Origin of the sequence: Allocoprobacillus halotolerans (genome assembly GCF_024399475.1) — a bacterium.
In the GTDB taxonomy this organism is placed as follows: Bacteria; Bacillota_I; Bacilli_A; order Erysipelotrichales; family Coprobacillaceae; genus Allocoprobacillus; species Allocoprobacillus halotolerans.
This window is the reverse complement of record NZ_CP101620.1, coordinates 346,620-360,756: the sequence shown is the minus strand read 5'-3', so window position 1 is coordinate 360,756 and position 14,137 is coordinate 346,620. Positions and strand designations below refer to the sequence as shown.

Sequence of the window (14,137 nt, the reverse complement as noted above, 5' to 3'; positions counted from 1 at the left end):
TTTATAAAAAAGTATTTTTGTTTATAGAGAAATGTAAGCACTCTAATTGAGGGGGCTTTTTATATATTTTTTATAAAAAGACATTGACAAGGATATAGAGATAGTATATATTTATATATGAAAAGATGTTCATATATTCAAAAGGAGAGATGCTATGAATAGACAAGAAGATAATCAAAATGATTTTCTGGCTGTCCATGAAGATGTTGTCAAAAGAGTTCAGGATAAACAACCGGATGATGAATATCTTTATGAATTGGCTGATTTATTTAAAGTTTTTGGTGATACGACACGTATTAAAATTTTATATGCATTATTTGAAAGTGAATTATGCGTTGGTGATATTGCTCAAATTTTAGGAATGAGTCAATCAGCAGTCAGTCATCAGTTAAGAGTTTTAAAGGATAGTAAGTTAATTAAATTTAGACGTGAAGGAAAAATTATTTTTTACTCATTGGATGATGATCATGTCAGAACAATTATGGCAATGGGTATGGAACATGTAGAGGAATAAGAAGGGAGATTTTAAGGATGAAAAAAACATATAAAGTTGAAGTGGATTGTGCCAATTGTGCAGCCAAAATGGAAGAAGCAGTGAAGAAAACAAAAGGTGTGAAAGATGCGACATTAAGTTTTATGACATTAAAATTAAAAGTAGAATTTGAAGATGGTGTTAATATTGATGAAGTGATGAAAGAAGCGTATCAAAACTGTAAAGTTGTTGAAGATGATTGTGAAATTTATTTATAATAAAGATTCCCTCGTTAAGAGGGAATTTGCAAGGGTAACATATGAATAAATGAACATATATTAAATTAAAGGGAGCGTTTTTATGACAAAGAAACAAAAGAATGTGTTTTATCGTATTTTGTTATCAGTAGTTTTGATAATAGGGATTGGTGTTTTGACAACATTTGTTTCTGTTAATATTTATGTAGAAATTGTTTTATATTTGATTCCTTATTTGGTTATTGGTTATGATATTTTAAGAAAAGCCATAAAGGGAATTCTCAAAAGACAAGTCTTTGATGAAAACTTTTTAATGGCAGTCGCAACAGTTGGAGCCATGTGCTTAGGAGAGTTTAGAGAAGGTGTTGCGGTTATGGTGTTTTATCAGATTGGAGAGTTGTTTCAAAGTGTAGCGGTTGGAAAGAGTCGTCGTAATATTGCGGCTTTGATGGATATTCGTCCTGATTATGCCAATGTGATGGTTAATGGAGAATTGGAAAAAGTCGATCCTGATGATGTGGAAGTAGGTAGTGAGATTATTGTCAATCCAGGTGAAAAAGTACCGATTGATGGTATTATCATCGAAGGTAATACGACTTTTAATACCAGTGCTTTAACCGGTGAAAGTGTTCCAAGAGATGCCAAAACAGGGGATGAAGTGATTAGTGGTTTTATTAATATGAGTGGTGTAATTAAAGTCCAGACAACCAAAGAATTTGAAGAATCAACCGTTTCTAAAATTCTTGATTTGGTAGAAAACTCAAGTATGAAAAAATCACGTTCAGAAAACTTTATTACGAAGTTTGCCAGATACTATACACCAGCAGTTTGTTATAGTGCATTAGCACTAGCCATTATTCCTCCGATTGTTTTGATGATAATGGGGCAGAATGCCTCATGGGGTGATTGGATTATTCGTGCTTTGACATTTCTTGTTATAAGCTGTCCATGTGCTTTAGTGATCTCTATTCCTTTAAGTTTCTTTGGAGGAATAGGTTGTGCCTCAACGAATGGTATTTTGGTTAAAGGTTCTAACTATTTAGAGGCTTTAGCCAGTACGAAATATATGGTTTTTGATAAAACCGGAACACTTACAAAAGGTGTTTTTGAAGTGACACAAATAGATGCCACTCAAGATTTTGATGAAAAACAATTGTTATATTATGCTTCGCATGCTGAAATGGCATCAAGTCATCCGATTAGTTTAAGTTTACAAAAAGCTTATGGACAAAAATTAGAACGTGAAAATGTACATGATATTGAAGAAATTGCTGGTCATGGAATCAGTGCTATTGTTGATGGACATCAAGTCTATGTTGGTAATGAAAAATTAATGCAAAAAATGAATATTGAGATTTCACAAAAATATCAGACTGGAACGCTTGTTTATGTAGCCGTAGATCAAAAATATGCAGGATGTATTATGATTAGTGATGTTGTAAAACCAACTTCTAAGGTTGCGATTCAGTCATTAAAATCACAAGGTATCAAAGAAACAATTATGTTGACTGGGGATACAAAACAAGCTGCCAATAAAGTTGCACAAGAAATAGGTGTAGACTATGTATATAGTGAACTTTTACCAGCTGATAAGGTTGCGAAAGTTGAGGAAGTCTTAGCTTGTAAAGGCGAAAAAGAAAAAGTTGCTTTTGTTGGTGATGGAATTAACGATGCACCAGTATTATCCCGTGTTGATATTGGAATCGCAATGGGAGCATTAGGTTCTGATGCCGCAATTGAAGCAGCTGACATTGTTTTAATGGATGATGATCCATCGAAAATATCTTTAGCAATGAAGATTTCTTTAAAAACATTACGTATTGTCAAAGAAAATATTGTTTTTGCTTTAGCTATTAAATTTATTTGTTTGATTTTAGGAGCAATAGGTATTGCCAATATGTGGTTAGCTATTTTTGCAGATGTAGGTGTCATGGTCATTGCAGTCATTAATGCGACACGTGCTTTAAAGATCAGGTAACAGCGTTGTTACCTTTTCTTTTCTATTTCAACATGATATAATAGATTCCTGAGTAGAAAGGAAGTTATTTATGAATTATAAATTCATCAAAAATATTGCCGGTGTTTTTTTAGGAAATACAATTTATGCTTTAGCTGTATTATTATTTATTGTTCCTAATGGCTTAATTACCGGTGGCTCTACGGGGTTATCAATAGGTGCTTACCATTTGTTTGGTATTCAAATGACTTTATTTTTATCGGTTTTTAATTTATTAATGTTTTTATTAGGTTTTTTTATCTTAGGAAAAGCCTTTGCCCTAACAACATTAATCAGTACCTTTTATTATCCATTTATTTTAAGTGTATTTGAAAAAACAATTGGTTATACCCAAATGACAAGCGATCCATTATTGGCAGCATTACTTGGTGGTGTTATGATTGGAAGTGCGATTGGCATTGTCATTAAATGTAATGCATCAACAGGTGGAATGGATATACCGCCATTGATTATTAATAAAAAAACAGGTATTCCTATTTCAGTATCTATGTATGCTTTTGATTTTTTGATTTTATTAATGCAGATCTTTTATACCAATCGAGAAATGGTTTTATATGGTATTGTATTAGTTGCGACATATACAATTGTTTTAGATAAAGTTTTAGTTGTTGGGAAAGCTCAAACAGAAGTGATGATTGTTTCTAAAGAATATGAACGTATTAATGAGATGATTATCCAAGAATTAGATCGTGGCACAACGATGTTGAAGTCTATTTCAGGATATATGAAGAATGAATATCCTGTTGTGATGACTGTTATCTCTAATCGTGAATTGCCAAAATTAAATCATTTAGTCCTTAATATTGATGAACATGCTTTTATGGTTGTCAGCAAGGTAAATGAAGTCAAAGGACGTGGCTTTACGTTTAAAAAAGAATATATTGAATCATAATAGAAAACAAAGGAGGATAAATTATGAGTCAAGATTGTAATCATGATTGTCAATCATGTCAGGAAGATTGTCAAGAAAGAAGTTTTTTAGCACCGATGAACAAAGATTCCCATATTAAAAAAGTGATTGGCGTTGTCAGTGGAAAAGGTGGTGTTGGGAAATCTTCTATCACATCTTTATTGGCTGTTTTAAAACAACGTGCTGGTTATCGATGTGCTGTTTTAGATGGTGATATTACAGGACCATCCATTGCGAAAACTTTTGGAGTAGAAGGCACACAAATCTATTCTAATGGAGAGTCTATTATTCCAGCTACATCACTTGAAGGAACACGCATTATGTCAACAAATCTTTTGTTGAATGATAGTGAAGAACCAGTTGTCTGGCGTGGACCGATTTTAGCGGGAATGATTAAACAATTCTGGAGTGATGTTCAATGGGGAGATATTGATTATATGTTTGTCGATATGCCTCCTGGTACAGGAGATGTCCCATTAACAATTTTTCAGTCATTACCATTAGATGGTATAGTGATTGTGACAAGTCCACAGGAACTTGTCAGTATGATCGTTTCTAAAGCTGTTAATATGGCAAAAACAATGAATATTCCTATTTTGGGAATTGTTGAAAATATGAGTTATGTAGAGTGTCCAGATTGTGGCAAGAAAATCTTTGTATTTGGAAAAAGTCATTTACAGGATGTGGCTCAAAAATATGATTTACATATTTTAGGGCAATTGCCTTTAGACAGTGAATTAACACAATTATCTGATATGGGTATGATTGAAAATTATGATTCATCATGGTTGGATGAATTTGAAAAACAGATTCAATTCTTTTAAAAGTTGAACTAGAAACCAATGGTTTTCTGGTTCTTTTTTGTATCAAAATGTCAATTTATGGATATGATTTTCAATATTTTTATTTTTTTGTCGATTGCCTTGAAATTTATATCCAAACGTTTTTGAAATTATTGAGAAAACGCTTTCTTTTTATAAAATAGTGACATCTTATCAATGTGCACATATGAGAATAAAAAAGGGAGGAATAAGAAATGATTGATAGATTTTCTGAAGCTTTATTAGTCGTTGCTTCAAAAATATCTAATCAAAGACACATGTCAGCAATCAAAAATGCTTTCACAGCATTATTACCAATTATTATTGCTGGTGCGTTTTGTACTTTGTTTTCTAATGTTGTTTGTTCTACAACAACAGAAGGTATTTCATTAGCAAAGTTACCAGGAATGGCTTGGCTTGAACTTTTAACACCAATGTTTACTGCTGCCAATTATGCAACATTGAACTTCATGACAATTGGTGTTGTTGTTTTAATCGCATTAGAATATGCACGTTATTTTAATCGTAATGAATTCATTACACCATTAGTGGCTTTAGGAAGCTTTGTTTCTTTATGTACAACAAGTGTTACAACAACTGTTGAAGGTGTTGGGGATCCTATTGTTGTTACAAACGTCTTATCTAGAGAATTTACAAGTGCGTAAGGATTATTCTTAGGAATGATTGCCGCATTGGTTTCAGTAGAAATTTATTGTCGTATCGCCAATAGTGGAAAATTAAAAATCAAGATGCCAGATTCTGTACCACCAAATGTTGCAGGAACATTTGAATTGTTATTACCTGCAGTTATTACAATTTTAATTGTGTCTGGTTTTGGTATGATCTTCCAATATGCAACTTCATATACAATTTCAGAAGCTATTAATGCAGTGATTCAAAAACCATTAACAGGTTTATTAACTGGTTTACCAGGTTATTTATTAATCTTTGGTTTATCTACATGTTTCTGGGTTATTGGTATTCATGGTACAAATGTCTTGAAACCAGTTTATCAGGCAACAACTTTACAAGCTATTCTTGCTAATACGGAAGCTGTTTCTAATGGACAAACACCTCAATATATTTTAAATGATACATTTATTAGCTGCTTTACAACTTGTGGTGGAGCTGGATGTACAATTGGTTTAATTGTTGCGATTTTGATTTTCTCTAAACGTGATGATTATCAAACAATTGCGAAATTATCATTGCTTCCAGGTGTTTTCAATATTAATGAAACAATGACATTTGGTTTACCAGTTGTTTTGAACCCAATGATGGCAATTCCATTTATTCTTGCCCCAATTGCTAGTGCAACATTTGCATACTTTATGACAACAATTGGATTCTGTGGAATGATGGTATACGCAGTACCTTGGACAACACCACCATTGTTAATCGCATGGTTAGGTACAGGTGGAAATATTGGCGCTGTGATTACACAATTTATTTGTATTTGTTTATCATTCGTTATATATTTACCATTCGTTTTAATTAGTAATAAACAAAAAGTAGAAGCTTAATAAGAGGAAGGGGAACTTATATGGCAACAAAGAAAAGTCGTCGTGCCAGAACTGAATATCGTAAAGCACATATCCGTGAATTAAGAGATGAATTAAACAAACCAAATCCTAGTGATATTCATCCTTTTACGAAATATAAACTCTTAACTTATGTTTTCGTTTTTATCTTTCCTCCATATGGAATGTATCGTGTCTGGAAGAAGGATTCAGGTTTTGTGATTACGGAAAAAGTGGCACAGACTTTAGTAGAAATTGCTTTTATAGGAACCCTTCTTTCTTTTATTTGAAAAAGACTGATGATTTGTAGTAAAATAAAGCTGGTGATGAAAGATGATTATTGATAAATTGCAAGTCATACCCAACTTAACTTTATAGGAAAAAGCGGTCGTGGACTATATCGTTCAAAATCCTGAAGCAGTTTTAAATATGAATGCTTCACAACTAGCAAAAGCCAGTTATACCAGTGCCTCGACAATTATACGCTTGTGCCAAAAAGTTTTTTTGGGGGGTCAAAGGTTATGCAGACTTTAAGACCATTTATGCCTCTGAGTATGCAATGATGATGAAACTGAATTATGCTTTAACGGAAGAACCTTTTTCTAAGAATACAACTGTTGATGATGTGATTGAGTTGATTCCGTCACTTTATGCGAGAAGCTTTGAACAAACGAAAAGTTTTCTTGATCGTAATACAATCATCAGATGTATTAATTATATTAAATCTTCAAAATGTGTAGACATTTATGGAGAAGGATTAAATTATGATATTGCAAATATGGCTTGTTATAAGATGATGGATATTGGCATTGATGCACATGCTTTTAATTGTGCATATTGGGAGTATATGAAACGTAATGAGTTGAAAAATCAAAAGCCGTTTAATATTTTAATTTCGCATACGGGTAAAAACCCTGATATCATTGATACTGCGAAAAGATTAAAAAGATACCATCATAAAACATTATGTATTTGTGGCAGAGAAGAAGATCAGCGATTAGCTCAGTTATGTGATGAAGTGTTATATATCAAAACGACACCATCTACACTTGCTTTTTCGAATACTGTCTTTTCGATGTCCACAATGTATGTTTTAGATATTATTATGAGTTATATTTTATGTACAAAATATGATGAAATGGAAGAAAGAACAAAACCATGCATGGTGAAAGACAGGCATGGTAAAGAAAGAAAAGAACATGAGAAAGTTTCCAGAAGGTTTTTTATGGGGTGGAGCCACTGCTGCCAATCAATATGAAGGTGGATGGAATGAAGGTGGCAAAGGAATCAGTGTTTCTGATTGCGCCAGACACCATTTTGATGTTGATGTTCAAAATTACAAAGCTCACAATTCAATCACAACACAAGATATTGAAGAAGCTTTAAAATCAACAGATGATTCACTTTATCCAAAAAGACGTGCTTCTGATGGGTATCATCATTATAAAGAAGATATTGCTTTAATGGCTGAAATGGGATTCAAAGTCTATAGAATGTCCATTGCCTGGTCAAGAATCTTCCCTAATGGGGATGATGAACAACCTAATGAAGAAGGGTTGAAATTCTATGATGATGTCTTTGATGAATGTTTAAAATATGGCATTGAACCATTAGTCACAATGTCACATTATGAACCACCAATCAATCTTGTCTTGAACTATGATGGATGGGCATCAAGAGAAGTTGTAGATATGTTTGTGAAATATGTTAAGGTCATCTGTGAAAGATATAAGAATAAAGTTAAATACTGGTTGACTTTTAATGAAGTTGATTCAATGATTAGACATCCTTATACAACAGGAGGACTTGTAGAAGATCGTTTTCCAGGAAGAAACTTCCAGGAAGTGATATTCCAGGCGATGCATCATCAGTTTGTTGCTTCTGCCTTAGCGACAAAAATCTGTCATGAAATCATACCAGGATCAAAAGTCGGATGTATGTTGACAAAGCTTACATACTATCCATACACATGTAAACCAGAAGATGTCTTACAAGCACAACAGGATATGAGAAGTACATACTGTTATAGTGATACACAGGTCTTTGGTGAATACCCAGCTTACTTGCTTGCGAAGTTTAAAAATGAAGGTATTCATATCAAGATGGAAGAAGGAGATTTGGATATAATGAAGCAATATCCAGTAGACTTCGTATCATTTAGTTATTATATGTCTTCATGTTCAGCAAAATCTACGGATGGTTTGGACACAGCTGCAGGAAATACAGTAACTGCTGTAAAAAATCCATACTTACCAGCAAGTGACTGGGGATGGCAAATTGATCCAATTGGACTAAGAGTATCATTGGTTGATTTATATGACCGTTATCGTAAACCGTTATTCATTGTAGAAAATGGATTAGGTGCAAAAGATGAATTGATTAATGGAACTGTGGATGATCAATATCGCATTGATTACTTTGATGTTCATTTTAGAGAAATGTTAAATGCGATTGAGATTGATGGTGTTGATTTAATGGGATATACATCATGGGGATGTATAGATATTGTCAGTGAATCAACAAAACAAATGAGCAAGCGTTATGGATTTATCTATGTAGATTGTGATGATTTAGGCAATGGAACATATAAGAGATATAAAAAGAAATCATCTGATTGGTATAAAAAAGTGATTGAAACAAATGGAGCTTGTCTGTTTGATGAAGAGTAACAATCATTGTTACTCTTTTTTAAGGGGAGAAAAGATTGGATATAACAGTTGTTTTGAATCAGATGATTCAATTGTTTTTAATGATGAGTTTAGGATATGGGATGATGAAAAAAGGTGTACTTGATGAAACTGTGAATAAGAAATTGAATTTCATTGTTTTATCAATTACAACACCTTGCTTGATTCTTTCTTCAGTTTTTTCTGGCAGTGATACATCAAAGACAGTTGTTTTATATGTGCTTTTGGTAGCGACTATTGTGTATTTGTTGTTGCCAATTATCAGCTTTATTATTGTGAAGTTGATGCGTATTCAAAAACCACATCAGGGCTTGTTTATTTTTATGACTATTTTTTCCAATACAGGCTTTATGGGATTTCCTGTGATGAAAGCAATCTTTGGAAATACTGCTGTTTTTTATACAGCTATCTTTAATATGTTATTTAACTTAGAAGTCTTTACATTAGGTGTTTTACTGATGGGATATGGACAAGAGAAAAAATTAAGTTAGAACCTAAGAATTTACTTTCTCCAGGTATTATCAGCTCTATTTTAGCTATCATTATTTATTTTTCTGGTATCACTTTTCCATCGTTTTTTGTATCTGCCTGTGAAAGTGTAGGAAATATGACAACTCCTATGGCAATGATATTAATTGGAGCGTCATTAGCTTCTATTCGAATGAAAGATATTTTCAGTGAGTGGATTATTTATCCTTATACATTCATTAAACAAATTGTTTTACCTTTTATTGCCTTTCCCATTATCTGTTTTTTCATTCAAGACCCTTTAATTCAAGGTGTGACTTTAGTCAATTTAGCCATGCCAGTAGGAAATAGTGCGGTTTTATTTGCAACTGAATATCATGGTGATGTGGTTTTAGCTGCTAAAACGGTTTTTATGACAACCTTATTTTCTGTGGTCACCATTCCATTTATTGTTGCTTTTTTACTTTAGAAATTGATTGAAACTCCTTGATTAAAGGAGTTTTTTTCATGTTTCAAAATTGTTTTTAAAAAAGTCGGATAGTCAACATGTTGATAAATATCCATAATATCATTGCAAGTTGTTAAACTTTTCAATGTATCCATGAGTGTATTTAAAATAAAATGATGTGGATCACTACATGAAAAGAGAATAATCATTTTGATTTCTTTTTTATTCCACATAATGCTTTTATTTAAGATTAAGACCGATAACATATTATTATTGGTTAAAGGTTTATTAAGTGCTATCAAAGCGACCTGATTAGGAAATAATGTGAATTGATGATATTGAGAATCATTCATATGGCTTTGAAAAGATTCTTTGATTTGAGGAAATTGTTGTTTTAAAAGATGATAAAAAGCTTTGATTACATCTTTTTTATGATGAGCAATTACATGATCTTGATAGAGTTGAGGCAAAAAGATAGTCTTGAGAATATCTTGATGATATTGGTAATGTAAAAAGGTATGGATTTGTTCGAGATCATCATTGGTAATAATTTGGGATAGATTGAGTGTAGGAATTGAAAGTGTTTTATGAATGGGAACAGTGGAAATGATGAAGTCATAGGCTGATAAATCTTCATCTGGTAATTTATAGTATGACAATGTTTTGACAATCTGAATTTGATTTTCAAAACGTTGTAATATGAAATAGCTTGATAAATCTTGCGCACCACCACCTAAACCACATATTAATAAGACTTTCTTTTTGCATCTGGTTGATTATTAATAGCGTTATGGAAAATGACTGCAAAAAAGGCTAATTCACTCATGGACAGTTTTCTTTGGGTGTATTTTTCAATAACTGAAGAAGTCATCTCAGCCATATAGTAGCCAAGTGGATAAGTTGTTTTTAATTCATCAAAAAGTGGATTTCTGATTTTTTCATCATATTGAATACGTAAGAGTGCATTTTCAACATATAGACAAAAAGTTGTATAGAAAGGTTGATGATGTAAAGAAAATAAAGTTTGCTGGGCAATGGTTTCTAAAATCTCATCAGCTAAACGTATAATTGTAGGATTTTGATGGAAAGTGAGTCCTTTGGTAGAACGTTTACAGATCAATTCAATACCAATCCAATGAATTTCATGAGTATTAAGATGAACATCTGTTTTTTCTTCAATAAATGCCGCAATTTCTTTAGCCGCAATAAATTCATTACGTAAAGAAATGGAAGATAAATCTGGTGATTCTTGAACTGTTTTTCCTTTGAGAATACGAGAAAGTGTAACGGATAAAGACAGTAAAAAATCACATAAGGCAAAATCAGACATTTCAATATCATATTTTTTAATAATTTCTAATATTCCATGTTCTAAAGATGTGGCTTCCATCACAAAAGAATTTAAATAATCATAAAACATTTCAGATTGTCTAAGATTCGTAAAAAGAAAATCACAAATAGGTTTACGTTTATTGATTTCCTGACCTAAAATCCTAATGCCATAATTAGGTTTTTGAATTAAAGATAAATGATATTTTTTCATAGAATGACGACAGTTTTTAATATCATTAGAAATAGTTGAACGACTCACAAGTAATTCATCTGCCAATTGATCAATTTTCATATAATCATCCACATCAATCAAACGTTTTAAAATATAGTTGCTTCTTTCCCAAGGTTGTGTTGGAAAGAGCGATTCACGTTGTTTTTGGGCTTCTTCGATGAAGTTTTGTAGGTCTTGTAAAGAAGCTGAATTTTTATTTTTAATCATATAGCCTTTGGATGTTTTAGAAATCAATTCATAACCCAATTCTTTTAAGATATTTTTAATGCTAGCAATTTCATCTCTGACTAAACGACGATTAATCCCTGTGGCTGTCGCAATATCATAAGAGGAAATATAATCAGTGGCAGTCAATAAAAGTTTTAATATTTCTATTTCATTTTTCTTTAAATTCATAAACAACTCTCCTTTTTCTTCAAGATTATAACAAATTATCTCATTTGTGTAAACGATTTCTCATCAAAAAAATAGGAAATAAAAAGTCACAAAATGACGGTTCTATTGAGAATATGTCATGTTTTGTGAAATTAACGACATTAATTGTGACAAATCATAATGTGGAAATTTGTTGGGGGGGGGGTAGAATAAAAAACGTAGAGAAAACGTTTACACGTTTTGAAATTTAAAAGAAGGGAGAAAATTTTATGTCTACTGAAAAGAAGTCTTTTATGGATTCATTGATGGAAAAAGTTGATATCATTGCTGGTCCAATGACAAAGTTTGGACAAATTCCATTTGTTCGTGCTTTGGTTAACGGGATGGTAGCCGCAATCGGGGTTACAATGGTTGGATCTATTTTCTTAGTTGTCAATCTTTTTGCATCTGATGGTCAATTGACACAAACAGCTTTATTGCCATTTTTAAAACCTTGGGCTGGAGATATTGCCTTAGTCAATAGCTTGTCAATGGGTATAATGGCGGTTTACATTGTCATTGCATTTGGTTCTGAATACGCTGAAATCAAAGGCTTTAATAAAACAACAGGTGCCGTTGGAGCATTCTTTGCCTTTGTCTTATTGAACTATGATGCGGTTGGACAATTATTTGTTGAAGGAGTGGAAACATTACCATCTGCTCTTGATATTACTTATTGGGGTGGAGCTGGAGTTATCACTGCCATGGTTGCTGGAGCTATCGCTATCAATATTACAAGTATCTGTTATAAACACAATATCAAGATTACTTTACCTGATGGTGTACCACCAGCAGTTGCAGATAGTTTTTCAGCTATTATTCCATTCTTCTTTATTACTATTGTATGTTGGGGTATTAGAACTTTAGCTGGGTTCAACATTCCTGAAATAATTGGAAGTATCTTATTACCAATCTTCTCTGCTGCTGATAATGTCTTTGTTTATACCTTACAACAATTCTTATCTGCATTATTATGGACTTGTGGTTTACATGGTGACAACATTACTGGTGCTGTTATTAATGCCTTCACAAATACTTGGATTGCTGAAAATAATGCTGCCTTTATGGCTGGTACAGCTGTGGCTGATTTACCATATACTTGGACACCAAACTTATGTCGTTTATCTCAATGGGTATCTTCATGCTGGCCTATCTTAGTTTATATGTATATGTCAAGCAAGAAATTACCACACTTAAAACCACTAGCAACAATCTGTTTACCACCTGCTGTATTCTGTATTGTTGAACCGATTATGTTTGGGTTACCAGTTGTCTTAAATGCGTTCTTAATCATTCCATTTGTTTTAACACATACAATTACTGCTGCTTTGACTTACTGGTTATCAGATATTGGTTTTGTTGGAAAGATGTATATGACATTACCTTGGGCAACACCATCACCAATTCTAGGATTCTTGAGTAATGGTGGTTCTATTGGTGGTATTATCATTGTCTTTATCAACTTTGCGATTGGTATGGTTATATTCTATCCATTCTGGAAAGCTTATGAAAAATCTGAAGTCGCAAGAATTGAAGCTGAAGCTCAATAATGATATTTACTGAAAAGGGCTGTCTAAGAACACAGTCCTTTTTTCAAAGGAGGGTATTATAAATGAAAACATGTCCAAATTGTTATAAAGATTTACCTGATGATGCCAAGTTTTGTACATATTGTGGAAAACCATTGGAAGGCTCACAAAGACAAAATGAAAAAAGGAAACATTACGTCAAAATGATAGAAAAAATAATTGGGCTGTTTTAGGTTTAACATTACTGATTGGAGGTTTGATTATTTTTGATTTTTTATGTCCGATTCTTTTGAGTGCGATTGAAATAGATACAAAGTTTCCATTTTATATCAGTTTTGTTTTCTATATGCTTTCTATTGTTTGTGGTATTTTATCATTAACGATTGATAGAAAAGATAAAAAAGCAGGTTATCAGCCTAGTGGCAATAAAAGTTATGCTTATGTTTGTATTTGTATCAGTTTATTTATTGCTTTAGTGAATTTATCACAGGTTATTTTGAAATAGGGGTGCAAGAGATGTATTGTAGAAAATGTGGAGCGAAAATTGATGATCATGCTCAATTTTGTGAGCATTGTGGAACTGAAGTTGTGATTGTTCCTCAAAAAAGTTATGCACAAAAATATCAGGAACAAAAACGTCAAAAAAATCACAAAATAAACAAAACAAAACGCAACAAAAACAACAAGCCAAACATCAAGATGTTAAAAATCCTTATATTGGAGCTTCTTTATTTGCAGCGCTTATTTCATTGATTTGTGCAGTTTTCCCTTGGAATCTTATTGGTAGTGGGATTGGGACAAGTTTAGCCATGCGTATTATTATTGTTGTTTTTGCTTTATTAGGTGATTATCATGCAACCAAAGCGAAACAGACAAATCGTTATATAAAACAAAAATATGGTTTTGAAATACAGGTTAATGCGATGAAGTTAGGTTATTATTTATCAGTTATTATGACAATTATGGGATTGTTTGCATTATTCATGTATGGGGCATAAGATGCCTTTTTTTGTTGTATCAAAAGTCATAA

The 14,137-nt window shown here is 32.4% G+C and carries 19 protein-coding genes and 1 pseudogene; 18 read left to right on the top strand and 2 right to left on the bottom strand.

The genetic code is table 11. From position 1 onward, the window contains the following. Positions 1-154 precede the first annotated feature (154 nt). From NMU03_RS02255 to NMU03_RS02200, 13 genes and pseudogenes are all read left to right on the top strand, one after another. On the top strand, positions 155-514 hold the full coding sequence (locus NMU03_RS02255; RefSeq protein WP_290140939.1) for an ArsR/SmtB family transcription factor: 360 nt from the start codon (positions 155-157) through the stop codon (positions 512-514). A gap of 17 nt (positions 515-531) precedes the next feature. After that, positions 532-750, top strand: a complete 219-nt coding sequence (locus NMU03_RS02250; RefSeq protein WP_290140937.1) for a cation transporter — start codon at positions 532-534, stop codon at positions 748-750. A gap of 82 nt (positions 751-832) precedes the next feature. Next, on the top strand, positions 833-2,707 hold the full coding sequence (locus NMU03_RS02245; RefSeq protein WP_290140934.1) for a heavy metal translocating P-type ATPase: 1,875 nt from the start codon (positions 833-835) through the stop codon (positions 2,705-2,707). Positions 2,708-2,777: 70 nt separating this feature from the next. Next, positions 2,778-3,638 carry a YitT family protein gene (locus tag NMU03_RS02240; RefSeq protein WP_290140932.1) on the top strand — a complete coding sequence of 287 codons (861 nt, stop codon included), beginning with the start codon at positions 2,778-2,780 and terminating at the stop codon, positions 3,636-3,638. Positions 3,639-3,661: 23 nt separating this feature from the next. Further along, positions 3,662-4,480 carry an Mrp/NBP35 family ATP-binding protein gene (locus tag NMU03_RS02235; protein WP_290140929.1) on the top strand — a complete coding sequence of 273 codons (819 nt, stop codon included), beginning with the start codon at positions 3,662-3,664 and terminating at the stop codon, positions 4,478-4,480. Positions 4,481-4,692: 212 nt separating this feature from the next. Continuing rightward, a complete protein-coding gene (locus NMU03_RS02230; protein WP_290140927.1) occupies positions 4,693-5,142 on the top strand; it encodes a hypothetical protein in 450 nt (149 codons plus the stop codon). A gap of 12 nt (positions 5,143-5,154) precedes the next feature. Next, positions 5,155-6,000: pseudogene (locus NMU03_RS02225) on the top strand (PTS sugar transporter subunit IIC); the annotation flags it as partial. Positions 6,001-6,020: 20 nt separating this feature from the next. Next, positions 6,021-6,287 (top strand): hypothetical protein, encoded by a 267-nt coding sequence (locus NMU03_RS02220; RefSeq protein WP_290140924.1) that lies wholly within the window; start codon positions 6,021-6,023, stop codon positions 6,285-6,287. Between the two features lie 100 nt (positions 6,288-6,387). After that, positions 6,388-6,531 carry a hypothetical protein gene (locus NMU03_RS17495; RefSeq protein WP_353956650.1) on the top strand — a complete coding sequence of 48 codons (144 nt, stop codon included), beginning with the start codon at positions 6,388-6,390 and terminating at the stop codon, positions 6,529-6,531. A gap of 31 nt (positions 6,532-6,562) precedes the next feature. Continuing rightward, positions 6,563-7,255 carry a MurR/RpiR family transcriptional regulator gene (locus NMU03_RS02215; RefSeq protein WP_290140921.1) on the top strand — a complete coding sequence of 231 codons (693 nt, stop codon included), beginning with the start codon at positions 6,563-6,565 and terminating at the stop codon, positions 7,253-7,255. Further along, positions 7,197-8,666, top strand: coding sequence for a glycoside hydrolase family 1 protein (locus NMU03_RS02210; protein WP_290142406.1), 1,470 nt, complete (start codon positions 7,197-7,199; stop codon positions 8,664-8,666). Before NMU03_RS02215 ends, NMU03_RS02210 begins: the two co-directional genes overlap by 59 nt. A 35-nt stretch (positions 8,667-8,701) precedes the next feature. After that, positions 8,702-9,175: an AEC family transporter gene (locus NMU03_RS02205; protein ID WP_290140920.1), complete on the top strand. Its 474-nt coding sequence runs from the start codon at positions 8,702-8,704 to the stop codon at positions 9,173-9,175. Then, entirely contained in the window at positions 9,127-9,621 is a 495-nt protein-coding gene (locus NMU03_RS02200) for an AEC family transporter (protein WP_353956731.1), read from the top strand. The genes NMU03_RS02205 and NMU03_RS02200 overlap by 49 nt, the downstream gene beginning before the upstream one ends. On the opposite strand, the gene NMU03_RS02195 is transcribed toward NMU03_RS02200, so the two are convergent. Further along, positions 9,618-10,259, bottom strand: a complete 642-nt coding sequence (locus tag NMU03_RS02195; RefSeq protein WP_290140918.1) for a PTS sugar transporter subunit IIA — start codon at positions 10,257-10,259, stop codon at positions 9,618-9,620. The two genes, NMU03_RS02200 and NMU03_RS02195, sit on opposite strands and share 4 nt — an antisense overlap. An 86-nt stretch (positions 10,260-10,345) precedes the next feature. Next, positions 10,346-11,560, bottom strand: coding sequence for a BglG family transcription antiterminator (locus tag NMU03_RS02190; protein WP_290140915.1), 1,215 nt, complete (start codon positions 11,558-11,560; stop codon positions 10,346-10,348). Between the two features lie 248 nt (positions 11,561-11,808). On the opposite strand from NMU03_RS02190, the gene NMU03_RS02185 reads away from it, so the two are divergent. The 5 genes from NMU03_RS02185 to NMU03_RS02165 all read left to right on the top strand — a co-directional run bounded on the left by NMU03_RS02185 (position 11,809) and on the right by NMU03_RS02165 (position 14,105). Then, positions 11,809-13,128: a PTS sugar transporter subunit IIC gene (locus NMU03_RS02185; protein WP_290140913.1), complete on the top strand. Its 1,320-nt coding sequence runs from the start codon at positions 11,809-11,811 to the stop codon at positions 13,126-13,128. A 62-nt stretch (positions 13,129-13,190) separates the two neighbouring features. Beyond that, the gene (locus NMU03_RS02180; protein ID WP_290140910.1) at positions 13,191-13,340 is read left to right on the top strand and encodes a zinc-ribbon domain-containing protein; all 150 of its coding nucleotides are present in this window, start codon (positions 13,191-13,193) and stop codon (positions 13,338-13,340) included. A gap of 23 nt (positions 13,341-13,363) precedes the next feature. Further along, positions 13,364-13,612 carry a hypothetical protein gene (locus NMU03_RS02175; protein ID WP_290140908.1) on the top strand — a complete coding sequence of 83 codons (249 nt, stop codon included), beginning with the start codon at positions 13,364-13,366 and terminating at the stop codon, positions 13,610-13,612. An 11-nt stretch (positions 13,613-13,623) separates the two neighbouring features. Further along, positions 13,624-13,860: a zinc ribbon domain-containing protein gene (locus NMU03_RS02170; protein WP_290140906.1), complete on the top strand. Its 237-nt coding sequence runs from the start codon at positions 13,624-13,626 to the stop codon at positions 13,858-13,860. Beyond that, positions 13,857-14,105 carry a hypothetical protein gene (locus tag NMU03_RS02165; RefSeq protein WP_290140903.1) on the top strand — a complete coding sequence of 83 codons (249 nt, stop codon included), beginning with the start codon at positions 13,857-13,859 and terminating at the stop codon, positions 14,103-14,105. The genes NMU03_RS02170 and NMU03_RS02165 overlap by 4 nt, the downstream gene beginning before the upstream one ends. Positions 14,106-14,137: the final 32 nt, after the last annotated feature.

What these genes read in the sequence shown, in the direction of transcription:
- NMU03_RS02255 (WP_290140939.1), top strand. Translation starts at nt 155, where the DNA reads ATGAATAGACAAGAAGATAATCAAAATGATTTTCTGGCTGTCCATGAA.
- NMU03_RS02250 (WP_290140937.1), top strand. Translation starts at nt 532, where the DNA reads ATGAAAAAAACATATAAAGTTGAAGTGGATTGTGCCAATTGTGCAGCC.
- NMU03_RS02245 (WP_290140934.1), top strand. Translation starts at nt 833, where the DNA reads ATGACAAAGAAACAAAAGAATGTGTTTTATCGTATTTTGTTATCAGTA.
- NMU03_RS02240 (WP_290140932.1), top strand. Translation starts at nt 2,778, where the DNA reads ATGAATTATAAATTCATCAAAAATATTGCCGGTGTTTTTTTAGGAAAT.
- NMU03_RS02235 (WP_290140929.1), top strand. Translation starts at nt 3,662, where the DNA reads ATGAGTCAAGATTGTAATCATGATTGTCAATCATGTCAGGAAGATTGT.
- NMU03_RS02230 (WP_290140927.1), top strand. Translation starts at nt 4,693, where the DNA reads ATGATTGATAGATTTTCTGAAGCTTTATTAGTCGTTGCTTCAAAAATA.
- NMU03_RS02220 (WP_290140924.1), top strand. Translation starts at nt 6,021, where the DNA reads ATGGCAACAAAGAAAAGTCGTCGTGCCAGAACTGAATATCGTAAAGCA.
- NMU03_RS02215 (WP_290140921.1), top strand. Translation starts at nt 6,563, where the DNA reads ATGAAACTGAATTATGCTTTAACGGAAGAACCTTTTTCTAAGAATACA.
- NMU03_RS02210 (WP_290142406.1), top strand. Translation starts at nt 7,197, where the DNA reads ATGAGAAAGTTTCCAGAAGGTTTTTTATGGGGTGGAGCCACTGCTGCC.
- NMU03_RS02190 (WP_290140915.1), bottom strand. Translation starts at nt 11,560, where the DNA reads ATGAATTTAAAGAAAAATGAAATAGAAATATTAAAACTTTTATTGACT.
- NMU03_RS02185 (WP_290140913.1), top strand. Translation starts at nt 11,809, where the DNA reads ATGTCTACTGAAAAGAAGTCTTTTATGGATTCATTGATGGAAAAAGTT.
- NMU03_RS02180 (WP_290140910.1), top strand. Translation starts at nt 13,191, where the DNA reads ATGAAAACATGTCCAAATTGTTATAAAGATTTACCTGATGATGCCAAG.
- NMU03_RS02170 (WP_290140906.1), top strand. Translation starts at nt 13,624, where the DNA reads ATGTATTGTAGAAAATGTGGAGCGAAAATTGATGATCATGCTCAATTT.